This is a genomic window from Sneathiella limimaris, assembly GCF_012932565.1.
In the GTDB taxonomy this organism is placed as follows: Bacteria; Pseudomonadota; Alphaproteobacteria; order Sneathiellales; family Sneathiellaceae; genus Sneathiella; species Sneathiella limimaris.
On sequence record NZ_JABBYJ010000003.1, the window covers coordinates 353,990 to 377,695 of the forward strand.

Annotated in this window: 20 protein-coding genes, 1 tRNA gene and 1 riboswitch; of the genes, 8 read left to right on the forward strand and 13 right to left on the reverse strand. The window is 49.7% G+C overall.

Features of this window, described 5'->3' with window-relative positions; all coding sequences use genetic code 11:
• Positions 1 to 68: 68 nt before the first annotated feature.
• Together HH301_RS17335 and HH301_RS17340 are read right to left on the reverse strand one after the other, a co-directional pair.
• Positions 69 to 761, reverse strand: coding sequence for a CbtA family protein (locus HH301_RS17335; RefSeq protein WP_169570305.1), 693 nt, complete (start codon positions 759 to 761; stop codon positions 69 to 71).
• A gap of 3 nt (positions 762 to 764) precedes the next feature.
• The gene (locus HH301_RS17340; RefSeq protein WP_169570306.1) at positions 765 to 935 is read right to left on the reverse strand and encodes a CbtB domain-containing protein; all 171 of its coding nucleotides are present in this window, start codon (positions 933 to 935) and stop codon (positions 765 to 767) included.
• A gap of 32 nt (positions 936 to 967) precedes the next feature.
• Positions 968 to 1,197: riboswitch (cobalamin riboswitch) on the reverse strand.
• 238 nt (positions 1,198 to 1,435) lie between these two features.
• Between HH301_RS17340 and HH301_RS17345 the strand changes: the two genes are divergently transcribed.
• The gene (locus HH301_RS17345) at positions 1,436 to 2,002 is read left to right on the forward strand and encodes a PAS domain-containing protein (RefSeq protein WP_169570307.1); all 567 of its coding nucleotides are present in this window, start codon (positions 1,436 to 1,438) and stop codon (positions 2,000 to 2,002) included.
• Positions 2,003 to 2,010: 8 nt separating this feature from the next.
• On the opposite strand, the gene HH301_RS17350 is transcribed toward HH301_RS17345, so the two are convergent.
• The 3 genes from HH301_RS17350 to HH301_RS17360 all read right to left on the reverse strand — a co-directional run bounded on the left by HH301_RS17350 (position 2,011) and on the right by HH301_RS17360 (position 8,329).
• Positions 2,011 to 4,356 (reverse strand): ATP-binding protein, encoded by a 2,346-nt coding sequence (locus HH301_RS17350; RefSeq protein WP_169570308.1) that lies wholly within the window; start codon positions 4,354 to 4,356, stop codon positions 2,011 to 2,013.
• A gap of 145 nt (positions 4,357 to 4,501) precedes the next feature.
• Positions 4,502 to 6,877, reverse strand: coding sequence for a sensor histidine kinase (locus HH301_RS17355; protein WP_169570309.1), 2,376 nt, complete (start codon positions 6,875 to 6,877; stop codon positions 4,502 to 4,504).
• 90 nt (positions 6,878 to 6,967) lie between these two features.
• On the reverse strand, positions 6,968 to 8,329 hold the full coding sequence (locus tag HH301_RS17360) for an MBL fold metallo-hydrolase (protein WP_169570310.1): 1,362 nt from the start codon (positions 8,327 to 8,329) through the stop codon (positions 6,968 to 6,970).
• A 207-nt stretch (positions 8,330 to 8,536) separates the two neighbouring features.
• Here HH301_RS17360 and ftsH point away from each other — a divergent pair, with 207 nt between their 5' ends.
• Entirely contained in the window at positions 8,537 to 10,396 is a 1,860-nt protein-coding gene (gene ftsH, locus HH301_RS17365) for an ATP-dependent zinc metalloprotease FtsH (RefSeq protein WP_169570311.1), read from the forward strand.
• Between the two features lie 26 nt (positions 10,397 to 10,422).
• Here ftsH and HH301_RS17370 read toward each other — a convergent pair whose 3' ends face one another.
• Positions 10,423 to 11,535 (reverse strand): acyl-CoA dehydrogenase family protein, encoded by a 1,113-nt coding sequence (locus tag HH301_RS17370; RefSeq protein WP_169570312.1) that lies wholly within the window; start codon positions 11,533 to 11,535, stop codon positions 10,423 to 10,425.
• A 104-nt stretch (positions 11,536 to 11,639) separates the two neighbouring features.
• Positions 11,640 to 12,218: a TetR/AcrR family transcriptional regulator gene (locus HH301_RS17375; protein WP_169570313.1), complete on the reverse strand. Its 579-nt coding sequence runs from the start codon at positions 12,216 to 12,218 to the stop codon at positions 11,640 to 11,642.
• A gap of 90 nt (positions 12,219 to 12,308) precedes the next feature.
• On the opposite strand from HH301_RS17375, the gene HH301_RS17380 reads away from it, so the two are divergent.
• Positions 12,309 to 13,454: an aromatic ring-hydroxylating oxygenase subunit alpha gene (locus tag HH301_RS17380; RefSeq protein ID WP_169570314.1), complete on the forward strand. Its 1,146-nt coding sequence runs from the start codon at positions 12,309 to 12,311 to the stop codon at positions 13,452 to 13,454.
• A 38-nt stretch (positions 13,455 to 13,492) separates the two neighbouring features.
• Here HH301_RS17380 and HH301_RS17385 read toward each other — a convergent pair whose 3' ends face one another.
• Positions 13,493 to 13,867 carry a hypothetical protein gene (locus HH301_RS17385; RefSeq protein ID WP_169570315.1) on the reverse strand — a complete coding sequence of 125 codons (375 nt, stop codon included), beginning with the start codon at positions 13,865 to 13,867 and terminating at the stop codon, positions 13,493 to 13,495.
• A gap of 144 nt (positions 13,868 to 14,011) precedes the next feature.
• Here HH301_RS17385 and HH301_RS17390 point away from each other — a divergent pair, with 144 nt between their 5' ends.
• Together HH301_RS17390 and HH301_RS17395 are read left to right on the forward strand one after the other, a co-directional pair.
• Entirely contained in the window at positions 14,012 to 14,506 is a 495-nt protein-coding gene (locus tag HH301_RS17390; protein WP_169570316.1) for an RNA polymerase sigma factor, read from the forward strand.
• A complete protein-coding gene (locus tag HH301_RS17395) occupies positions 14,503 to 15,285 on the forward strand; it encodes an anti-sigma factor (RefSeq protein ID WP_169570317.1) in 783 nt (260 codons plus the stop codon). The genes HH301_RS17390 and HH301_RS17395 overlap by 4 nt, the downstream gene beginning before the upstream one ends.
• A 24-nt stretch (positions 15,286 to 15,309) precedes the next feature.
• On the opposite strand, the gene HH301_RS17400 is transcribed toward HH301_RS17395, so the two are convergent.
• The 3 genes from HH301_RS17400 to HH301_RS17410 all read right to left on the reverse strand — a co-directional run bounded on the left by HH301_RS17400 (position 15,310) and on the right by HH301_RS17410 (position 17,851).
• Positions 15,310 to 15,624: an aldehyde dehydrogenase gene (locus HH301_RS17400; RefSeq protein ID WP_169570318.1), complete on the reverse strand. Its 315-nt coding sequence runs from the start codon at positions 15,622 to 15,624 to the stop codon at positions 15,310 to 15,312.
• 65 nt (positions 15,625 to 15,689) lie between these two features.
• The gene (locus HH301_RS17405) at positions 15,690 to 16,991 is read right to left on the reverse strand and encodes a sulfite oxidase (RefSeq protein ID WP_169570319.1); all 1,302 of its coding nucleotides are present in this window, start codon (positions 16,989 to 16,991) and stop codon (positions 15,690 to 15,692) included.
• Positions 16,992 to 17,257: 266 nt separating this feature from the next.
• The gene (locus tag HH301_RS17410; RefSeq protein ID WP_169570320.1) at positions 17,258 to 17,851 is read right to left on the reverse strand and encodes a VPLPA-CTERM sorting domain-containing protein; all 594 of its coding nucleotides are present in this window, start codon (positions 17,849 to 17,851) and stop codon (positions 17,258 to 17,260) included.
• A gap of 288 nt (positions 17,852 to 18,139) precedes the next feature.
• On the opposite strand from HH301_RS17410, the gene HH301_RS17415 reads away from it, so the two are divergent.
• A complete protein-coding gene (locus HH301_RS17415) occupies positions 18,140 to 19,243 on the forward strand; it encodes a metal-dependent hydrolase (RefSeq protein ID WP_169570321.1) in 1,104 nt (367 codons plus the stop codon).
• Positions 19,244 to 19,326: 83 nt separating this feature from the next.
• Here HH301_RS17415 and HH301_RS17420 read toward each other — a convergent pair whose 3' ends face one another.
• Positions 19,327 to 19,965: a glutathione S-transferase family protein gene (locus HH301_RS17420; protein WP_169570322.1), complete on the reverse strand. Its 639-nt coding sequence runs from the start codon at positions 19,963 to 19,965 to the stop codon at positions 19,327 to 19,329.
• 126 nt (positions 19,966 to 20,091) lie between these two features.
• On the opposite strand from HH301_RS17420, the gene HH301_RS17425 reads away from it, so the two are divergent.
• On the forward strand, positions 20,092 to 21,036 hold the full coding sequence (locus tag HH301_RS17425) for a LysR substrate-binding domain-containing protein (protein WP_169570323.1): 945 nt from the start codon (positions 20,092 to 20,094) through the stop codon (positions 21,034 to 21,036).
• A gap of 160 nt (positions 21,037 to 21,196) precedes the next feature.
• Entirely contained in the window at positions 21,197 to 23,257 is a 2,061-nt protein-coding gene (locus HH301_RS17430) for a methyl-accepting chemotaxis protein (protein WP_169570324.1), read from the forward strand.
• Between the two features lie 332 nt (positions 23,258 to 23,589).
• Here HH301_RS17430 and HH301_RS17435 read toward each other — a convergent pair.
• Positions 23,590 to 23,666 (reverse strand) — tRNA-Met (locus HH301_RS17435).
• Positions 23,667 to 23,706: the final 40 nt, after the last annotated feature.

Here is a 23,706-nt window from a genome sequence, read left to right on the forward strand (position 1 = left end):
AGGTCCTTAAAACCAGTATAAATATAACGACATCCTGAAGAGGCTGCCCCCTTCAGGATTGAAAGGACTTAGGCCGCAGTTTCTGCTGCCTGCTCCCGCTGCCAGAAATAGCCCGCAAACATTCCAGTCAAAACCCAGGCAGCAAAGCCAATGCCCAACGCCCGGCTGGCAAACAACGCCCCGATTTCTGTGGGTACTGGACCCGTGAAATAATCAGGCTCCGGCGCGCCAACCACATGCGGCGCAAGCAACAGAACAACCGCAGCGCCCCAATAAAGCCAGCTGCTTTGAAAGGCAATCAGCCAAAGCGCGATAGCTGTGGCACCCGCAGTTGCAAACCACCAGCCCTGACGCAAATAGACATCTGCGGCGGCAACTCCCGGCACCTCTGGCGCAAGGGTGAAGGCAGGTGCAAACTGAAAAGCTATGAAGCCGGCTATGCCCCAAAGAAGACCGGTCCGCGCGTTGATTTTCGCGCCTCTCTCCTCGGCGAAAGCCATAGCCGCAACCATCAGCAAGGCATATCCACAATAGATGACAATGCTAAAACCGATGCTAAGCCCGTCGCGAACGGCTTCAAAGCCACCAACGTCCTGCTGGGCACTCGGCGGATTGCCGTTACCGAAATGGACGAGCTGGCCGCTCTCGTAAAGCTCTGCATGCAAGAGAACAGGCTGCACGAAGTAAAGCTGCAGCAGACTCGCAATAAAGCCAGCGGCAGCACCAGCGAATAACGCGCTGGTCACTATACGGGTAAACATGGGTTAGTGGCAGGGAAAGCCTGTCGCGTGACGCACGTCGTGAGCCGCATCATGCAGGGTGTTGGCCTGGATATGGCCTGCCACGAAAACCAGGGCCAGTCCCATCATCGCAGAAAACAGGATCGGTGCCAGTTTGCTTTTGGAAGCAGATAAAGTGGTAGTCTGCGCAGTCATTAAATTCTCCTTTTCCTGTCGCACCCGACAAAGCTACAAACTCGCGTCTGGCAGGTTTCCTGGCTTGTGGATCCTTGCAATCAGCCAGCCTTCCCGGTTTCCCAGTGGCATTGTTGGCCGTTACTCCTCACCTACAGTTGCGGGGGCAGCCACGGATTTGAACTTTGTTCCGGTCAGAAAGCTGAACCGTTATCCGTACCGTGTTCCCTTTTTCACCTTTCTTCGTTTTACCGAAGAGAGGACCAAACAAGCGAACAGTATCAGCTTCATCTCACAACTTGAAGCTTTTTTAGGGGAGCTGCTTCATTTTCTTTGTCTCCGACAATTGGAAAAGTCATTGCAATATCCGACACTTCAGAGAAACAAACGCAATCTTTTATAAGGGCCTTACACATAAAATTACCAAAAACACTCGAAAAAGGCGATATTTGGGGTGTAACCGGTGTAAAACCATAGTACTAATAATCGCTAATTAATACCTCTACATACAACCGAAATACATGCTCTCACTTGAACTGCTGGACACTGTCCCAAATGTGGATACGACCATTCTCAAACTGGCAGAATGCTGGAAGAATTGGCGCGGTGAACGCCTCATTCCGCTTCGCCAGGACGTGCGTCCGGAGGCCCTTGGCAGTGCGCTGAGCGGCATTTGCATCTATGAAGTGATTGCGCCGGATGAAGTCATTATTCGGCTTGAATCTGGCGTTATCAGATCATTGACAAGCGAGTCAGCAAAAGGGGCAAACGTTATTGCCATGACCCCGGAAGAAGACAGAGCCATCCGGATCGAGCGATATCAGAACACCCTGTTCACCCCATGCGGCATGTTAGGGCGCGGGGACCTGAAATTTGCCAAAGGCAAGGTCGTGGATATGCTGAGTATTTTCCTACCGGTCGCTGAAGAAGTCGATGGGCCTGCCCGGTTTGTGTATGTGGGACAGCAAGTCATCAGCACCAACGACTGGAAAGAAGATGAAATGTCGGTAGTTTCTGATCTTGCCCATGAATTCCACTATGTTGACATCGGTGCCGGTTACCCATCAGCCAACAGCGCCTGTGCCTGAGTCTGTGCCTAGCTTTTGCGGTTATTAAAGAAATGGTCAGCCTGAGCTCTATTTGGGAGCCGAATGACAACCTCCGTCCCCACTCCGAGCTCGCTCTTCAACTCCAGCTTGCCGCCGTGAAGCTGAACCAGGATCTGGGCAATGGATAGCCCAAGCCCTAAACCTTCATGAGCGCTCATATAACCTTGCCGGATCTGGCCAAATTTCTGCAGGGCCGTTCCGATCTTATCCTCGGCGATGCCGATCCCGGTATCGCGAATGCTGATCACCGGAGCACCGCTATCGTCCATTTTTGCGATCAGAGAAATCTCACCGCCCGGTCTGGTAAATTTGATTGCGTTATCCAGCAGATTGAAGACGATCTGGCGAACCCGCACAGGATCAGCCAGAATTGGCGGTAGATCATCTGGGATAGATTGCGTGAGATTGAGCTTTCCAGCTTCAATCCTATCTTGCTCCCGCCGGATGCAGTCCTGCAGCAAAGCTGCCAAATCAAACTCTTCAGGGGTAATCTGAAGTTTCCCTGTTTCAATGCGCGCCACATCCAACATATCAGTTACCAACCTGAGCAGATGCTGGCCAGCGGTTCTGATATGCTCCGCATATTCCTTATACTGCAGGCTTAACGGACCTAGGATCTCATTCACCATCATATCCGAGAACCCGTTGATAGCATTCAGTGGCGTTCGAAGCTCATGACTCATGTTGGATAAGAAACTGTTTTTGGCTTCATTGGCGGCAACCAGTTCTTCAAACGCGGTTTTCAGCTCCGCTTCCTTTGCTTTCTGTTGTGAGAGATCAGCGGCAAGCGTAACCCGCCCACCGTCCGGCGTTCTGGCCTCCCGATACAGGAACCAGCCACTTTTACGGTCCATTTCAAAGGGCTCGCCGGGCTTGCGATGTCGCTGCAAACGCTCCTTAATATAGGCTTTTTCGCGCCCGGCAGCGTTCTGCAATTCACCGGAGTAAGCATCCGCCTTCACAATATCGCTGAAAGAAACGCCGGGCCTGAGTATTTTCTGGGCTGCTGTCGAGAGATGACGCCTATAGGCAGAATTCCAAATCACGGCTTGATCCCGATTATCAAAAATTGCCACCCCATCATTCATCGACCAAATCGCCCGCGCCAGTCGATCATTCTGTGTAATGCTGGCATTGACCCGAAAAGCCAGGATCGCAGCATAAAAGAAAAGCATCATAAGAATGCCATAAGGCGCAATATAGAATGAGCGAATGAGACCATTTGCATAGAGCAGGTCATTAGCACCGGAAAGCACCAGAGACAGCGCACCCATGGTGATCAGCCAGGCGCTGGGAACTCGCTCAACCAGCACATGACGGATCTCAATCACACAGGCGATAGTCACAACGAGCAGATGCAGCCCCAGAAAATAAACCAGCTCTACTGGCAACCCTTTCGGCCAAAACACGACACAGATCGAAATCGTTGCGGCCTGATACACGATCACATGAGAGAGGACCCGGCTGATCTTTCGCTGGTGAACCTGATAGATAAATTCATAGATCAGCGCGATGAGGAAAGCCCCACTGATATAACCAAGCCGTTCATCCCAATGGTAAGGCACACTGGGAAACAGAACGACCAAGGCCGCATTTGAGGTAATCATGTAACTGGCAGCAGCAAAGGACATGACATAAAGAACGAGGTAGGCCTTTTCCTGAGGTCGTCCTAAATGCAGCGTCACCATAAAAATTCCCAGGCAGATGAGAGCCCCGCTCAAGAATAGATCCTGGGAAAGATCCAATATGCTCTCAAACTGCTGTTCACTGTCCGGCCCAATGGTGAAGGTATTGAAAAATCCACCCCCAGCGTAACTGGAGAAATTGGACACATGAATAAGGAGATCAAGCTCCCCCTCAACGCCTGTGAGGCTGCTATATTCGCGCGTAATAAATGCGACAGCCTTGTCAGAGGTCCTCGCAGGTTCACCAGCCTGCATCCAAAGCTGACCGTTCACATAAACACGGTAGGCATCCTGAACACGTCTGAGATAAAAGCCAAGTTGATCGGATTGTTCGGGCAAAAGAATTTTAAGCCGGTAAGTGCCATATCCATATTTTCCAAGTTGCTCCCCATCCAGTTGATAATTCAACCAAGTTCCGGGGACCTGGATATAGGTCAGCGCGTCCTGTCTTGTGGCGGGATCAGCAGGATCTAAGAACTGGTTCCAGTAAAATTCCCACTCTCCCTTAATTTCCAGCGTGCCCTGTTTTTGGAAATCCCAATCCCGAAGATCGAGCACCCCCTTTTGGGCGACAGGTGCCTCAGCGCTTGCCAAAGCAGCATGGCTCATAAACGCAATCAAGATTGCGAGAAGCAGTTTACAGACCATTTTTTGCTTTAGGGAAGACACTTGAAACTTAGCCTTGGAATTTACGACCCACCCTCACCTAAATACTAATTTAGATGAGCCGCAAACAAGTTATTTTGATTGAGAATAAACAAATTAATTCTGGAAAAGGGCAAAGGAGATGCCGTTACGACACCTGCTGCTGTTCAAAGAATTGCTGGGCATTCTCGATAGCTGGGAAGATTGCCGAAACTTCTGTGCCAACGCCCAGCTTACTCTTAAGCTGTAACTGCCCACCGTGAAGCTGCATGAGAATTTGGGCAATCGACAGACCCAGACCAAGCCCCTCATGCGCGTTGAGATGACTTTGCCGGATCTGACCAAATTTTTGAAGGGCAATTTCAATCTTGTCTTCGGGAATTCCGATGCCTGTATCCCGCACGGTGATGGTCGTTACACCGTTCACATCCACTTCTACGCCGAGGGAAATCTCACCGCCTGCTTCGGTGAATTTAATCGCATTGTCCATGAGATTAAGGACGATCTGACGAACCCGAACCGGATCCGCATATAAGGGTGGCAGGTTATCTGGGATGGATTTCACAAAGGATAGCTTTCGAGCCTCCATCTTTTCCTGCTCCATCCTCACACAATCCTCCAGCACTGCTGGCAGATCAAATGCTTCTGGCGTAACCTGCAATTTTCCAGTTTCAATCCGCGCCACATCCAGCATGTCAGTCACCAGACGAAGCAGATGCTTGCCCGAGCGACTGATATGACCTGCATAGTCCCGGTACTGGCCATTCAAAGGACCCAGAACCTCCTTGATCATCATATCCGAAAAGCCGTTGATGGCATTCAGTGGTGTCCGAAGTTCGTGGCTCATATTAGAGAGGAAACTGTTTTTTGCCTCGTTAGCTGCAACCAGCTCTTCCAGCGCTTTTTTAAGCTCTGCCTCTTTGGTCTTTTGCAAGGACAAGTCAGAGGACAGCGTAACCCGGCCCCCATCCGGCGTTTCTGCTTCCCGATAAAGATACCAGCGATTATTCCTGTTCAGCTCGAATGTCTCGCCGGGCTGATAGTGGAGCTGCATGCGCTCGCGAATATAATCCTGCTCCCGGCCAACCGCATTAAGCAGCTCCCCTGAAAAAGCATCTGCCCTGACAAGATCAATGAAAGATGCCCCAGGCTTGAGGATCTTTTGCGCAGCCGACGATAGATGACGCATGTAGGCATCATTCCACATGACAGCCTGATCCCTTCCGTCATAAATCACGACCCCATCTTCGAGGGAGCGGATCGCCTGAGCCAACTGTTCGTTTCGGGTAATGCTGGAGTTGACCCGCAGCGCCAAAATAGCCGCGTACAGAAGAAGAAGCACAAGAATGGCATAGGATCCCAGATAAACAGACCTGATTATCCCGTTCGCATTTAGAATGTCATGGATCCCGGCAAAGACGAGAATACCCACTCCAACGATAATCAGCCAAGCACCCGGCACACGGTTTCTCAGAAGGGATGGGATTTCCAGAAAACTGCCGATCGATGTGACCAACAAAAGAAAACCAATGGCATAAACAATCTCTACCGGCACACCATAGGGCCAGAAAATGACAAAGAGACAGATCAGAACAGCCAGGTAGACAATAATATTCGAACCGATATGGTTTAATTTTCGCGGGTTGACCTGATGAATAAATTCGTAAGTGAACGCAATCAGGAAAACAGCGCTTATGTAGGAAAGCCTTTCCAACCAGTAATAGGGGAAGGAGGGGATCAGCTCCAACAGAGATGAGCTAACTGTCACCATATAGACGGCTGATGCCAGGCACATTGTGTAAAGGACAAAATAGGTTCGCTCTTTGAAACGTCCAATATGCAGGGCAACCAGGAAGCCGCCCAAACAGGCCAACGCGCCGGCGAGAAAAATATCCTGTGTGACCTCCAGCAAGTGCTTCAGGTTCTGGTCTGCCTCGGCCCCGATCGTGAAGGAATTGAAGAACCCACCACCGGCATAACTCATGTGGTTGGAGGCGTGGACGACAATGTCCAAAGTCCCAGATGCCCCTTTCAGGCTGGCAAACTCCCGCATGGTTGCGGGAACTTCCTCACTGGCGGATTTGCCCGGCACACCCGCCTGCATCCAAAGCTGACCATTGACATAAACACGGTAGGCAACCTGAAGCCGTTTCAAGTAAAGGCCGAGATCTGTAGGTTCGTCCGGTAAAAGGACCTTTAGCCGAAACGTCGCATAGCCATATTTTCCCAGAACCTCCCCGTCTCGCTCATACCCGAGCCATGTTCCGGGGGCTTCAATGAAATGAGGTGTGCTGGAGGATTGATCGATGAGGGCTGGATCGAGAAACTGCTGCCAGTAAAACTCCCAATCACCGCCGAGCTCAATACGGCCGTTTTTATCGAAATCCCAGCTCCTTAGGTCCAACACCCCCTTAACGGCTGTTGGCTCCTTCTCATTCGCGGCAGCTGTAAAACACAGTTGAAGACTGAAGCATAGAACAGCAATTACCTTCAATAGAGTTATGGGACTTACTAATCGGTACATACTAAAGAGCCAAACAGATCGCAGAATTTCAAAGACGAATAATGCTAATTTAGTCCTTAAATATCCCTTAAGTCTTGAAGAAAACCAACCCTAATCACCACGATTTTTGGCTGAGCCATGCATATTGTTCCGCACTGTCTTCATTTTCTGAAGTAAAAGGCGGATGACTTCCAGACGAAACAGCAGGGAAAATCGAACGGAAAGACCCATAGCGTTCAAATTACCGACTGCAAAACATTTCGCGAAGCGGGAAAATCCATCCTCGAAGGCTTCTTCGAAACAGCCATTCACAAACAGGGTGTCCAGACCAAAGTCATTCTTGAACAGAAAGTCCAAAGACGCGGAATGCATCTCTACATCCGGAAACTCTGAGCTTTCCTGAAGATCCCCCAGCATCTCTATGCGCACCGTTTTCTGCTGATCCAGCAGTCGGACATGAGTGACGCCGAAGGGTTTCAGCGGCAGCAGTTTATTGGCAAGCCACATGATCGATTTCGAGTTTTGCCGAAATATCCGCTGCTGATAAAGCTGATAAGACCGCCGCAGGTCAGCAACCTCAAAATGCTCCTCAAATTCAGTAAGCGGCAGTTCGCTCACGGCCTCAAACCGCTCCTGCCACCATGCAACACTCTGCTGATCAGGTTTGAGCGCGGTTAGTTCCTGCACCTCTGCCGGTTTCATGAAAAGAAGGGGGGTTTTCTCTCTCTCAAAAGCCGCTAACACTTTTTGAGGGCTATTCACCTCGTCATTCATATAGGCATTGAGGGTGTTGGAGAAATAAACGAAGCTGGCAAAAGGCAGGCAGACTTTGGGTTGAAGCGCCGCAATTTGTTTCTTCATAACCGTTAGCTTGGACCCTGCCGCCCGGCGGCGCCAATCAGCCCGATCTCGTCCGCCTTTCCACGCTGCATAGCTGAACTGGGTCAGCAACAAATCGCAGGTTCCATATCGGGCAACAAAATCATCCAAGTCTTTTTGCTCATGAAGCGGACAATCATTGAGATTGAAAATTTTCTGGCCGGCCACCTCCATCAGCAAAGCGCTGTCATAAAGATCGCTCTTATAAATTTGCAATTTGAAGTCGGGTGCAAGGGCAAGTGTTTCCGCCTCAGGGATTTCCCGAACGGAAAACCCTTTTCCCCGCAAGAATTCAGTCACCCGGCCATCATCTGTTGTCTGAAACAAAATAACGATACCCTGCGCCAGAATTTCATCTCGAAACTTCATGAAAAACGGCGGCGAAAAATGATCCGGATGCTCATGGCTCAGCCAGATATGGGTCGTTCTCTTGAGCAGGTCCCGAACCTCCTCGTCCGGGGTTTCATGAAGAAGCGACCACCCCTGATGAAACACCGACCCAAAAAACCACGGATCAGAAAGCACCCCAATCCCGTCATGCTGAACAAGTACAGATGCATGATTTACAAATTCAATGGTCGGTTTCAGCGTCATATTTCCCCATAACTTTCCTCCCAATGGTTAGCACATCAATGGAAAACTGACAGCGTTTTTTCAGGCGACTAGAATATGAAAGATCGAATTCAGCGGCAAAATTAGGTAAGATGCATCCAAGGGGGTTGATCGGGATCATTCACGTTTAATGGTCGGGTCGATATAATCGCCCTAATTACTGTGACGTGACTATTACCGGAATATTCTATGAAACAAATTCCAAACTGGCTGTGGGCGTTTATCACCTTCTTTCTGGTGATCTCCATTTTCACCTATTCGAATACGTTTCAGGCCCCGGCGACCCAGCCGGTCGCCTATAGCATGTTCAAGAAAATGGTCCGCGAAGGCGACGTTAAAGAGGTTACGATCCAGGGTGAGAAACTCAGCGGCGAATTGCTGAGCGAGCAGACGCTGAACAACAGCCCAAAACCCACCCTTTATATCACGACCATCCTGCCCTCCACCGGTGATCCGGAGCTACAGACCCTGTTTGAAAAGAGCAATGTCACCGTCTGGAACAAGCCAAGCACCAGCGAATATGGCTGGCTGGTTACCATGCTGCCGTGGATCCTGTTCCTTGGGATTTACATCTATTTCATCCGACGGATGCAGGGCAATATCATGGACCGGTTCGGCGGACGTAACTCCAGTGATTTTCTGGTTGGCTCCACCAAGGCTGAGGAAAAATCAACCAAGAAGATCACCTTCAAGGATGTGGCCGGTCAGGAAGCTGCCAAGAAAGAAGTCTCTGAGCTGGTGGATTTCCTCAACAATCCGGAGCTATATGAAAAGCTGGGGGCGGAAACCCCAAGGGGCGTCCTGCTGATGGGACCGCCCGGCACAGGTAAAACATTGCTGGCCCGCGCCCTTGCCGGAGAGGCCGGGGTGAATTTCTTCCATATCTCAGCCTCTGAATTTATTGAGATGTTTGTCGGCGTTGGCGCATCCCGCGTCCGCAAGATGTTTGAGGAAGCCAAGAAACGGGCGCCGAGCATCATCTTTATTGACGAGTTGGATGCGGTTGGCCGGGTCCGCGGCACAGGCCTTGGCGGCGGTAATGATGAGCGGGAGCAGACCCTGAACCAGATCCTATCCGAAATGGATGGCTTTGCCGGACATGAAGCTGTGATTGTCCTGGCAGCCACGAACCGGCCGGATGTTCTGGATCCAGCGCTGCTAAGGCCCGGACGATTTGACCGTCACGTGACCCTCGATCTGCCGGACAAGGCCGCCCGCAAAGCCATTCTGGAAGTGCATACCCGAAAAGTACCGTTAAGCCCTGATGTCAATCTTGAGACCATTGCCGCCAGTTGCCCCGGTTTTTCCGGCGCAGATATCAAGAACCTGGTGAATGAGGCTGCGATTGCTGCCGCCCAGGAAGGAACTGATCATTTGCAGATGCGCCATTTCGATGAGATGCGGGACAAGATTATCCTCGGGACAGTGCGCACTATGGCGATCCAGCCAGAAGAACATCATCGCCTCGCCGTTCATGAGGCAGGCCATACAGCAGCGTCTTATTTCCTGCCCAATGCGGATCCCATTTACAAAGTGACGATCATTCCGCGCGGCCGGGCGCTCGGCGGCACCCATCTTTTGCCAACGGAAGAACGACATACCTACTCAGAAGATTACCTTCGGGATCATCTGGTCACCATGCTTGCTGGCCGGGTGGCAGAGAGATTATTCCTCGGTACTGTGAGTTCGGGCGCCGATGATGATATCAAGAACGCGACGCAGCTTGCCCGGTCCATGGTCACACGCTGGGGAATGTCAAAAGATGTGGGCCCTATCGATGTGCGTCAAAGTGAGGAGCATCCGTTTCTTGGCCGCGAAATCGCCCAGCCCCGCCAGTTGAGCGAAAGCCTCTCTGCCAAAATCGATGAAGCTGTCCTAAACCTTCTTAAAGAAGCAGAGGATCGCGGAACAGAAATCATCACAACCCATAAGCCGGAAATTGAGGCGCTGATCAAGCAACTGGAAGCCGAAGAAACCATTGGCCGCAATGAGATCGACCGCATCCTCAAAGGAACTCCGCCGTTGAAAGATGTTGCTACAAAGGGCTAGGACAAACCAAGCCCTTCAACTCCTGCCTACATCAGGGCGCCTATGCGTTCTTTCATCATTTCGGTGGAGCCGTCTGTGAAGGCGGCGATTTTTGCGGCGGCAAGATGCTGACCGAGGAAATGCTCTTCACGAAGACCATTGGCGCCCATGGCCTGCATGCAGGTCACGAGGGATGGGATAGTCACCTCCCCCGCCATTTTCTTAGCCAGTGCAGCGGCAAGGACAGCATCCTCTTTTGCATCGATAAGCCTTGCGGCCTTCTCCACCAGTCCGCTGAGGGCAGCGATATGGGTCATCACATCAGTTAGCGACCATTTATACCCCTGATGAGCGACAAGAGGCTGGCCAAAGGCTTGCCGCTCCTTGCCATAGGATGTTGTGAGCTCCAGCGCGTTTTGCATCATGCCCACACACATGGCGGCTACATAGGTGCGTGCGCCGTTAATGGACCCCATGGCATATTTAAAGGCTTCGCCAGGCGGACTTAACATATCTTCTGATGGGGCGATGTAATCTTCCAGATGGAACTCGCCCGCCCCAATGGCATGCCCGCCGATCAGGCGGTAAACCTCGCCCCGGCGGAATCCCTCCTGCTTGGCATCAATTAAAAAACTGGCAATCCCTTTCCAGCCCTTGGCGGGGTCAGTCTGGGCATAGAGCATGATGGTATCTGCGTAAGCCGCATTGGTGATCCAGGCTTTCGTGCCATTGATCCGCCAGCCCCCCTCGACTTTCTCAGCGCGGGTTTGTATGGCCGCAAAGTCACTGCCAGCCGCAGGCTCAGTGAGTGCCGTGCAGCCGATCCGCTCCGCCGATAAAAGTTCATCGGCCATGGCATGATGCCGATCATGGGAACTGACGCGTAAGCGAGAGGCTACATTCTGGCTGTTGATCAGGGCGAAAACGCACGCCATGGATTGATGGGAGAGAAGCCGCGCCATTTCCACCTTATCAGAGAAAGGGGCCCCAAGACCGCCAAAGCAGGGCTCTGTTTCAAGCCCAAGAAGTCCGATCTCACTCGCCCGGACAAACATCTCCCCCGGGGCGGCGTGACGTTGTTCCCACTCCAGCCGATATTCCTTGAGATAAGCGCCAAATTCGCGAACCTTCGCGTCCAATCCACTTGTCCTGAACCCCATGAGACAACTCCCTTATTCTTTTTGATTTTGCAGGAAGTCTACCGGTGTTCAAGCAGGGTGTAAATAAACGGTGACATTTGGCCTGCCAGATGAAATTCAGAAACCTACCCAAGCAAATGGGATTGGTAATGGTCTTGGATCTCATGGAAATCAGTGTCTCCATACATACCGCTTAAGGTGTCGGTTGAGATACTGAAGAATAGAATTTTGGAAACCATCTGATAGACCAGCGCAAAAACCTCCAGCCTTTCCATATCCTTACATTGGCTGTCCAAGGCAATTATATCAGTCAGTTTTTCCAGAAATGGTTTCAGGTACCATTTTCGTTTCTCACCAGGTTGCTGCGATGTATCCAGAACAACCCGTGCGATCAGTCTGCCATCCTGCGGGTTATCAACAAAGTAGGCATTCAGCTGATCATGCAATTGCTGAAACCGATCTGCCGCCACCTCTTCAGAGGCTTCGAACTCCGTCACGATCTTCATTAAGCGATCGGCCAATCGCTCCAACACTTCCGCAAAAAGTTTCTCCTTTTTCTCGAAATGATGCAGCAGCGCCTGCTTCGTGATGCCCAGTTCAACAGCCACGTCCTGAATGGAAACGCCATTGAAACCTCGACTGGAAAACAGTTCAGTTGCCGTCTCGATCAAGGCGTTGCGGGTATTTTTCCTGCGCGGTGTCATGCCTCTTATCTACAAGAACATTGACAACTTGCCAAGCGGTAAGTACTTTACTTACCAAACGGTAAGTTCCAGCAAGAAAGGGAGAGAAGTATGGACCGGCAAACAGAATTGTCACTACTAAGAGAACTGGTCAGCCTGAGCGAAACACATTCTGCCTTTCTGGATACAGAAACTGGCCGATCTGCAGTTACCCGATATCTGTCAGAGGACCGCTTTGATCAGGAACTCTCAAATGTCTTCAAGAAAACACCCTTGATCGGAGCGCATGTATCGCAGCTTGAAAACCCCGGTGATTTCGTAACCACTGAACTCGCGGGTCTTCCCATCCTGGTGGTGCGCGACAAAGAAGGAACGGTCAGAGTCTTTCTGAATGTGTGCCGTCACCGGGGGGCAAAACTGGAAAAACAAACCTCCGGCTGCAAACGCATTTTCACCTGCCCCTATCATGCCTGGTCCTATAACTCAGATGGCAGCCTCCGCGGTATCCCGCAAGAAAAACAGGGTTTCCCTGACATTGATAAGCAAATGCTCAATCTGAAAAGCCTCGCAGTCGAAGAAAAACTTGGTTGGATTTGGGTTCGACCGGATCTGAGTGGAGAGGAAATTAGACCGGATTTCCTGGCGCCGATTGAAGACATGATATCCTGGATCGGATTTGAAGATTACGCGATTGCAGAGACGACAGAACTGGATGTGAAGGCTAACTGGAAGGTCTTAGTCGAAGGGGGGATTGAGGCTTATCACTTCAAGGTCGCGCACAAAGATACTATTGGGCCGCATTTCATGAATAACCTGTCTAGCTATCAGGTGTTTGGGCAAAACTTGCGGTCTATTCTCCCTCGCGAGTCCTTGAAAGACATGGCCAAGCTGCCGGAAGATCAGTGGAATATCCGCGACCACACCAATGTTCTATATTCCGTTTTCCCCTTGAACCAGTTCCTGATGATGCAGGATCATATAGCTTGGGTTCAAATGAACCCGATCAGCGCAGGTCAAACAAAGGTGAAAATCTCCACACTCGCGCCAAAGGCCGAGGTTTCAGAAGACAAGGCAGATCACTGGAAACGCAACCAGCAAATCACACTGAAGACTTTAACTGAAGATTTTGAGATCGGTGAAGATATACAGTCAGGTCTGGCAAGCCGCGCCAATGAGACACTGATTTTTGGGAAATTTGAAGGGGCCCTGACCCAGTTCAACGCTATAGTAGATGGGCATTTGGCCGCTTCGTCATAGGCTAATTTAAACTGAGCTATTGGTGAGGAATTGTCCCCTCACCCATCCTCAGCCGCTTCGCCCCAGGGGTCATTTTCCAGGATACGCTGCATTTTTCGGTAAAGGTTGGCGTTGTCATGCATAACCTCCCCGACGGCGGGGTTATGGTCCGCAAAATCATCCATAAACTCAGCTGCAACGCCCAGGAAATCGCAAGCGGCCTTAATCACCGGAACCCCTTCAAAGGTACCTTCCGGATCTTCCAGCAGCTGTTGTGAAACGGCGTTATAGATGTCTGAGTTGGCCTGCATCTGGGCGGCGGCCTCTGGATTGTGTTTTCCAATATCGTCGCAAAGCCCTGCGACACTGATCAAAAGATTGCTTGTGATTTCAGTATATTTTGGAATTTCACCTCTCCCACTTTTTGATGCCATGTAACAAGAGCCTAAGACATCTAAAAGCCGAAAGAAAGAGCCAAGGGAAATTAAGGTTTTTGGGGCGACTCGCTCGCCCGCATAATATTTATATCCAATTCCCCTGAAACATATTATTCTGATGCGATGTTTTTGAAGCGTAAAATGTCGCGGCTATTGCCCGAGCTGAAAGCTTATGCGATTGCCATTACCAAGGATGAGGAGCTGGCGAAAGACCTGGTTCAGGAAGCTTGCCAGAAAACCTTGTCAGCGAAACGGGTACCGGATCGGGCAGAAGATCTGAAACCTTGGATGTTCCGGATTATCCGAAACCTCTTTATTGATCATAAACGGCGGGAAAAAACTGCTTCGGAATATTTTGACAGTGTCAGCCGTTTATATGAAAACACCCCTGCATCCAACCCAGCGGTTATTGAGGAACTTCTGGTCCGGCAAGCCCTTGAAAGGCTGTCAGAGCAGGAGCGGGAAATTTTGTATCTGATTGATGTGTTTGAGTTGAAGTACGCAGAAGCGGCAGTTGTCCTTGGCATTGCTCAAGGAACGATAATGAGCCGGATCAGTCGGGCGCGTCGCGCACTTCTGCAGGAAGTTGAAAGTTCAAACGTGCAGCGCATAAAAAGGAAGAGTTTGCGTAAATGAGTATCCGTAACGAAGATTGGGAACTGCTGAACGGTTATGTTGACCGGGAGCTTCCGCTTGCCGAACAGGAAATCTTGGAAGCCCGCCTGATGGAAGAGCCTCTGCTTCGCGAAGAGCTGAGCCGCCTTCAAGAAATCAAGCGACACCTAAGTGGTCAAAAGAGCAAAGCTGCAAACGACACGGTATCCAGCGGAACGCCCTATGGCTGGCGCCGCGGCGCGGCAGCGGCAGCAATCCTACTGGCACTTTTTGGGGCAACAGCGGGTTGGTATGCGCTGCAACCAGAGAAAGTGACCTTGGCGGAAGGCCTGCATCAGATCTATTCAGAAAAGAGCTATCTTCTGGAAACGGAACCTCGAACGTTACAAGTTTCAAGCCCCGTTACGGGTGATTTTGAGATCCCCGATCTCAGCGCGTCAAACCTTCGACTGGCGGAAGCCAAACTGGAGCAAACAAAAATCGGGGAAATTCTCTCGGCCCATTATCGGGGGACCAGGGGATGCCGCCTGACCTTTGTCAGCAAAAGCAAAACAACTGACCAACCAGAGCAAGTCCATGCGACATCAATCGTCTTTGACAAACATAGCAGGCTGTTGAAAGCCCGCTGGCAAATCGGCACCCAGTCCGTCACTGTTCTGGCAACCGGCATGGATGAGGATCGCTTCGCGACGATTTCGCGCTATTTGCAAAACGAGCTTCGCCTGCAGGAAAAAAGAAAGCAGGAAGAGCTTCGGATCGCTATGATTTCAGCGTATCAAAAAGCTCGTCCCTGCGCGTAAGGTCTCTGACCTGAGTGTTTGAACCTAATTTTTAGGGAAGTTTGGCCGGTCTGTATTGTAGTATTTGGCAAGATATTCAATGATCACGGATCGGTCAGGCTCTTCAATAGGCTCCATTTCCTGCTCATCCACCATCCAGACCAACAGCTCGTCCCAGGCTTTTTTCGTCAAACCCTGTTGGGCCACAATTTTTTCAGAATGACAGGCTGTGCAATAGATGTAGGTTTCTTCCGCACCGGGCTTATCCACCAGTACACCATATTCGGACTCTTCGTCCGCCATCACGCCCGCTGAGCTGAACACAACAAAAACTCCAGCCCAAAACAACTTTCTTATCATTTGCAAAAACTCCACAAAGTATAAAAAGAGGGCGCCATCAAGCGCCCTCTTATCATCTCAAAAAATTATACGTATCTGACAGCAACCCGGTGCATGGTGTTGTTCAGATACCCTTTCGGATTCCAGTTGATGGCATGAGGCTGCGCTTCGCCAGCATCATCGATTGCCTTCGCCCAGATCTCGTAATAGCCTTTTTCAGGCAGTTTGACGTTTAGGCTGAAGTTCTGCCAAGCACCTGAGTTTACAGGCGCATCCACCTTCGCCTTCATCCAGGTGACGCCGAAATCCATGGACACATGAACTTCACTAATGTTCCGGTCGCCTGACCAGGCATGGCCGCGAACTTCCACATCACCACCACTGACGGCCGCGCCATTTGCAGGTGCCGTAATCAGCGATTTCACCGGCATCCGCTCGATGATTTCAAAGTCTTTCTTGTCGACTTTTTCACCGGGAGACACAGGTCTGTTGGGAACGCGGTAGGCCGTACCGGTCATTTTTGGACCATCATGCACCACATCGCGAAGATAGATCCGTGTCAGCCATTTCTGGGAACAGGACCCTGGCCATCCTGGCACGACCAAACGCAGCGGTGCACCATTATGAGGATGAAGCGGTGCGCCGTTCTGCTCAAAAGCAATCAGGATATTATCGGTCATTGCTTTTTCAATGGGCATGCCGCGGGAAATTGGCAATTTGCCTTCTTTCATGGACAAATGGTCATCCGCGCCAACATGCGCCGTATAGACAACATTATCCTTCACACCAGCAGCTTCCAGTACGTCTTTCAGACGGACGCCGGTCCAGTTGGAACAGGCAACCGCTCCATATGTCCACTGGTTACCCTTGGCTGGGGGATTAAAAAAGGCCCGGCCATTGCCACCACATTCGATGGTCAGGGCCATTGTGACCACCTCAAACTTAGACTTCAAATCGGCAATGGTCATGGTCATAGGGTTATCCACGAGGCCATCAACAGTTAAAGTCCAGCTGGCCGCATCAACATCTTCTGGGGGTATACCGTTGTTGCGAATGAAGTGCCGGGCCGTAGGAGTAATTGCGTCATCCAGCAGATGCGGAGGTGTTTCCGCATTCAAGGGACGATCGTTCAACATGGTCAAACCGTCTTTACCTGCAATCATATGATTATCCGCAAGTGCGACAGGGATCAGACCAGAGGGAAGGTTCCGATGAAACGGAATGCTGGCGCCCAGCAACCCACCCAAAGTCGCTAGCCCGGCACCTTTCAGAAAGCCGCGCCGGTCTTTATGGGCAACCCGCCCGAGATAGACGCGGTCTGCTTCAACCGGGTCCTTCTCATACATCTCAAGTATCTCTTTTGAGTCCAGTTTTTTATCGTCACTCATTCAATTTCCTCCCGAATGATAGCTGGTACGATTTAGGGATTAACGGGTGACCCTCCGGTTTTATTCCAACTTTCTTATTTTAGTTTTTTTTCGGTTGCGCAAAAAAGAGCTCGCCCCCCGTCATTGCAACTATTTTCAGGAAATTTAAGGCTCAAGGTATCCAACGAGATGATCCCCTCGGTCTCAATAAAAATGCCTATCCCCCACCCTGAATCAAAAAAGGCAGCGAAACCGCTGCCTTCTTCAGAATTAAAGACTTTCTGGACTTAGGCTGAAGCTTTGCGCTTCCGCCATCCCATAAACCCAAGAAGAGCCATACCTGCTGCGTAGAGCGGTAGCGCTGCTGGAAGTGGAACTGCTGAAATTTCGACATCATCCAGAAGGATACCGATATTATCGCCACCTGCGTGGCTGAACGTCAGAATACCCTCAGTTGTCAGCGTTACAATTCGAATGATTTCCTCAAATGCATCTCCAGGGTTTTTTGAAAAATCTTCATTCAAATCACCAAAAGTCACATTCACCCCGTCTGAGGAACCACCGCGTTGGTTACCCGCAATTCGGAAGGACAATTTATAGGTTCCGATTGCAAAGCTGTCTTTGGTCGAAAGATCACCAGCGTTTCTTGTAGAACCGTCGAGGTCGACACAGGTGTTCGTATCACAAAGATCGTAAAACCCCGTACCAATTGTATCAACTGTACCATTGCTGACATTCCAGTTCAGGAAGTCATTTGAATTCAGCTCTTTTGTCTCTGCTTCAAAATCATCTGAAAAAGATGAAAGAACTGCTGCGTTTACCTGTGACGTCAATCCGGCAAACAGGATCAGAGCTAACGCTACCCCAAATTTTTTAAACATAGTTCTGCCTCTGTCTTGAATAAGTCTTTCAAGCATAAAAGCTGACAGGCAAGGTACAAAGCTTAAAGAACCGTTAACATGTAATATTTATCTAAAATTTAATTTAATTTCAGAATTTACAACTCATGCCTGTGGAAGCACTCTTTTTAATTGAGACACTTATGGTTAACGGTAAAGAATCGCTCCTTAATTAGATTTGTTTACTTTGACAGTCGTCACTCGCTGATCCTTTTCCTGTGTGATACGTATATGTTTTAACTTTCCTCTCGTCTAAAAAAAGGGCCATTGATGGACTCGGTTACACAATTTGTTTTGGGAGCCAGTATCGGGGCAGCGTGCCTTGGCAAGCGGCATGGCCTGCGCAAAGCAGCCCTCACAGGTGGTCTTTTGGGAACCCTGCCGGATCTTGATGTCTTTTGGGATTATGGAGGCGCGCTGGAAAATTTCGTACAACATCGCTCAGCTACCCACTCACTCCTTGTGCAAACGATCGTGACACCCTTCATTGCAGAAGGGCTGTGGCGCTTATTTAAAAAGCCGGATGGCGGGGGACGGCTCGCGTTCTATTGGACTGTTTGGCTGACTTTAATAACCCACGCCCTCTTGGATGCGACAACCATCTATGGCACACAACTCCTTTGGCCGATCACGGACTATCCGTTCGGAATTGGCTCAATGTTCATCATTGATCCACTGTACACACTGCCACTTCTGTTCGTCACTTTATGGGCATTGATCCGCCCAAACTGGTCCCCTAAATTTCGCTCAACCCTGGGGGCGGCACTCATTCTGTCCACTTGTTATCTGGGCTGGTCAATGATCGCCCAAGGCTGGATGAAAGACCGAGCAGTCCAGCAATTTGCAGATCGTGGGATCCCATCTGAGGATGTGCTGATAATCCCCCTCCCCTTTACCACCTTCGCCTGGAAAGCGGTTGCTATCCAGCCAGAGACTTACGCGAACCTGTATCTACCGCTTCTTCACTCAGAAGACCCACCGGTTTTCTATTCCCACAAACGATGGCCTCAAGATCTTAGCTGCGCTGAACTGGTCACGTATCCGGCACATACTTTACTCGAAGCTTTCACAAAAGGTTTTTACAGCCTGACCCACCGCGAGGACGGCAACCTTGTTCAGGCTGATCTGAGAATGGGCCTGACCCCCAACTATGTTTTCCAATTTGCCCTGCAAAGCGAAGCCAAGAATGATGAAAAGGTTCCGTCCCTTGCTCATCGCGTAGCCTCCACCCGCTCCCAAGAAGGCGACTTCCCCTGGCTATTGGACCTGATCCGCGGCGATATTTCCACTCGTCCCGCAGAAAAAGAACAACTGCTCCCAGCACAGCAGGTTGTCCAAGCCCAGTTGCCAAGAAGCTGCTCCGGTACAGGGTGAGACTGATTAGAAGGTGATTTATTTGTCGAAAATTGCGTCCTTGCGCCCCCCAAAGTTTAGTTGGATGGTGCTCCCTGAAACCCCTATTCCGCGGCTTCAGGCAATTTGTGTGTCTGTAATGTCCTGATATAGGAGGCGCGAGCACTCGTTTTTTCTACAAGTCGAGATAAATTCGGGCAATCCGATAACAGTTTTTGCCGATCACCGGACCATTCAGTTAGCATGGTCAGATAAAAGTCGAGCGCCGAGAAACCCCGGTCAAGAAAACAAGGTTTATCCCCAATTTCTGTCTCGATGACAGCGTAAAAGGCCTCCAGATCGAGGGCTGCTTTCTGCTCAACTTGCTGGATTGCATCTGCATCTGCTGCATATCTTTCAGGATGCGCCCAACGGGAAACAGTCAAATATCCCGACGTTGTTAGCACATTTAGCCAAAATAGAAACTCTGCACGATCATGCTCACCTGGAAGCGGTGTTAAGCGTTTCGCAGGATATTGTTCTCCCAAAAAAGCAACGATTGCAGCAGTCTCGCCAATGGTAGTTCCATCTGGTAACCCAAGTGCTGGAACACGGCAAACGGGATTTAACTCCCGATAGGCGGGTTCAAAATGTTCCCCTGCCCCCATATCTACGTAACGCAACTCATAGGGAACGCCGAGTTCTTCCAACATCGCCTGAACAACTATCGAACCGGCCATATACTCCCAATATAAATAATACATTTTCATCTCCTTCTAATTTGCCCAAACAATCTTTTTGGTAAAGCTTATATTTAGAATAGGGATGAAGGAGACAGTGTCACGGCAGATTAACTTTGCCTAAACTAAAGAAAAACTTTAGTTTAAAGAATGCGATTAACACATCTCAACGCGCTAAGAGCGCTAGAGGCGACGCTTCGCCACGGAAGTTTCACGGCAGCTGCTGATGAACTCGGCATTACACCCGCAGCTGTGGGACAAAGAGTTCGCGCTTTAGAAAACTATCTCGGCAAGGCACTCTTTGACAGGAGCGGCATCAATATTCTTCCCGCAGATGAAGCGCGCCGGGTTGAAGCAACACTGACCAACGGTTTTACAACGATCGCGAGCGCACTGGAGCAATTGAAACTGGATGGTGCGAATAAGCGAATTGCACTGACACTACCTGCGTCTTTTGCAGAAAACTGGTTTACGCCGCTAATTTCTGATTTCTATCAACAGCATGAGGAGGTTGACCTTCGCCTGGATGCCTCAAATCGGGATGTTGACCTGTTGACAGGTGAGTTTGACTTCGCTATCCGGTATGGGCGACCCGCAGAGGGGCCAATACAGGAAATCGATTTGTTTGGTGATTTCATATTGCCAGTTTGCTCACCAGAGTTTGCGACCACGCATAGACTGACCACCAAAACCCGATCCTTAAAAGATGTACCTTTGATCCACCTTCTGGGTCGAACCGGAGATCCAGATTGGTTAAGTTTCGAGGATTGGGGCAAAAAGTACGAATTTGATCCGAGTTATCTAACCCAGGGCGTAAGCTATTCCAGAATAAGCTCAGGCCTTCGGTCTGCGATTACGGGGCAAGGGTTAGTCCTCTGTGGGCTAACGGAAGCCTATAACGAAATTGTCGCAGGCCGTCTTGTGATGCCGTTTGGATCTCAATTACGCCATCAAACCAGTTACAGATATCGACTTCTCTGGGTTGAAGGAAAGGAAATGACCAGCCTTCAAAATCACTTCATTGACTGGCTGTTAGAGAAAGTTTCAGATTTCAGACGAAATCTCAAAAATCTTATTGAAGCTAATAGCGAATAGAGACGCATTTCTGTATCGCGTGAAAGCTCCACATCAATGCACTTGATGCATTAATCTAATATTAGATTTTAAAAATTAGAATACTCGCATTAAAAACCGTCGGATAAGCACTTAACCGATAGCTTGACAGCCAGAACATCATTTAATGAAAGAATAAACTATGCTTTCTTCTTTAAAAATTAGCCTGAAAATTCTTTTGTCTATGGTTCTGATCGCTCTATTAACGAGCGTCATTCTCTCCATTGTCAGCCGCAACACAACACAAAGCATTATCCAGCAAGCGGAAGAACGGGAACTTCAGGCATATAGAAAGCAGTTGAATGCGATGTTGGAAAAGCAGGCCTTTATGGCAGTGAGTATGGCAACGCAGATTGCCGGCCTTCCCTCTGTCCAAAAGGCAATGGCGGAGCAAAATCGATCTCTACTGGCTGACCTTTTTGTTCCTTCTTTTGCTGAGATGAAAAGTCAACATGATGTCCGACAATTCCAGTTTCACCTTCCACCGGCGACCTCTTTTCTAAGAGTTCACAAACCGGAAAAGCATAGCGACGATTTATCGTCCTTCCGCTTTTCCGTGATTGAAACAAATAAAAACAAAACTAAGATCAGCGGCCTTGAAATAGGTGTTGCTGGTCTTGGCATGCGCGGAATTGCGCCTATCAGTCATCAAGGACAGCATGTAGGATCCGTGGAATTTGGTTTATCTTTTGGCAAGTCTTTTTTTGATGACTTCAAGAATGAGACAGGTGCGAATGTAGCCCTGATCCTGAAAAGAGGCTCTCAATATGATCTATTCGCGACAACATTTCCCGACAATTCAATGGACATAACTGATAGCAGCATCATTCAAGGTATTGAAGATACAAACATTATCAACGCTATTGAAATTGAGGGAAAATCATATGCACGTATGGTGAGCCCTGTCCAAGATTTCAGCGGTAATCCCATTGGCATATTGGTTCTGGCAATCGATCGAAGCTACTTTGTTGAACAAAGTAATAATGCCCTTATGAATACTCTTGCTGTTCTCAGTGCCGTCCTAGTCGGTGTTTTTGTTCTCGCCTACTTCATCAACAAATCCATTACCAGGCCGATTACAGAACTCACTGATACAATGCAAATCATGGCGAATGGGCAGCTGGACATACCGATCCCGGCAACAGACCGAAAAGACGAGATTGGATCGATGGCATCAGCCGTGAAATTTTTCAAATCATCCGGCCTCGAAAAAATAAAACTGGAAAAGCAGGCTGAAGAGGAGAGAATTGCGGCCCGCCAACGAGAAATTGCGCAAGAAAAAGCAGAACAAGAAGCACAACAAAAAGCGGCGATGGAAAAGGCCGAACGCGCTCGCGCGGCAGAAGAACAGCTAAGACAAGAACGCATTCAACTGGCCAATGACTTTGAAAACCAGGTCGGCGAGATCGTCAACAATGTAAGTGTCGCGTCCATCGAAATGTCAGAAATTGCTGAAACCATGTCAGAAGTGGCACGTAATTCTTCATCGAAAGCTCAGGAAGCACTGAAAGAGACACAAACCTCCAACGCCAGTGTCCAATCGGTTGCCTCAGCATCTGAGGAACTTTTTACCGCCATACAAGAAGTTAGCGGTCAGCTTGCCAATGCAACGTCAGTTACCAATAACGCTGTCACACAGGCCCAATCAGCAGAAAGAAACATGTATAAGTTGCAGGAGGCTGGAACACGCATCAATGACGTGGTTGGCCTTATCAACGATATTGCGGAACAAACGAACCTTCTGGCACTGAATGCAACGATCGAAGCAGCCCGCGCCGGGGATGCAGGCCGTGGATTTGCAGTGGTTGCAAATGAAGTTAAAACTTTGGCAACCCAAACGGCGAAAGCAACCGAGGAAATCACCGCTCAGATCACAGACATGCAAACCGTTACGAATGATGCTGTAGACTCTGTGAAACTAATCGGCAATACAATTTCTGAAGTGAATGACATATCTACGGCGATTGCCAGTGCCGCAGAAGAGCAAGCGGCGGCCACTCAGGAAATAAATCAGAGCACACAACGGGCTGCAACTGGCACCCAAACTGTTATCGCAAATATAGAATTGGTCTCAAACCTTTCCCAGCAAAGCGGTACATCTTCCATGGAAGTCCTTGAAGCCAGTCGTGGCCTAACCACTCAAGCTGGCAAACTTAAAGAGGAATTGGCCTCGTTCTTAAACAATATCCGTGGTAGAGGTTAGTAACAGGCATCGCCTCATAGGTGCCAGGCCACACGATCTGCAAGAACACCAACCATTTCCGATTCCTGATTATCGAGTTTTCAGGATTTAGCTACGGTGCTTTTGGGTCATTAACGCAAAAACGGCTTAGCGTTTTTCAGCTAAGCCGTTGATATATTTGGTTTTGTTGGTAGGATTTTGCTTGGGGCGTTGCCCCTCCCTGCACCTGCGCAGCTTTCGCTGCTTGTTGTGAACCTTGCCAGCCTTTGCGTTGCAAAGCCTGGCTGAGTTTCTCATCCTAGTCCACAGTAACAAAACGCAAAAACCCGCCTTAATGGCGGGCTTTGACGTTTTGGTTGCGGGGGTAGGATTTGAACCTACGACCTTCAGGTTATGAGCCTGACGAGCTACCGGGCTGCTCCACCCCGCGTTGGTGTTAGAGTTTATGAGCTAAAAAAAGCACCTGTGAG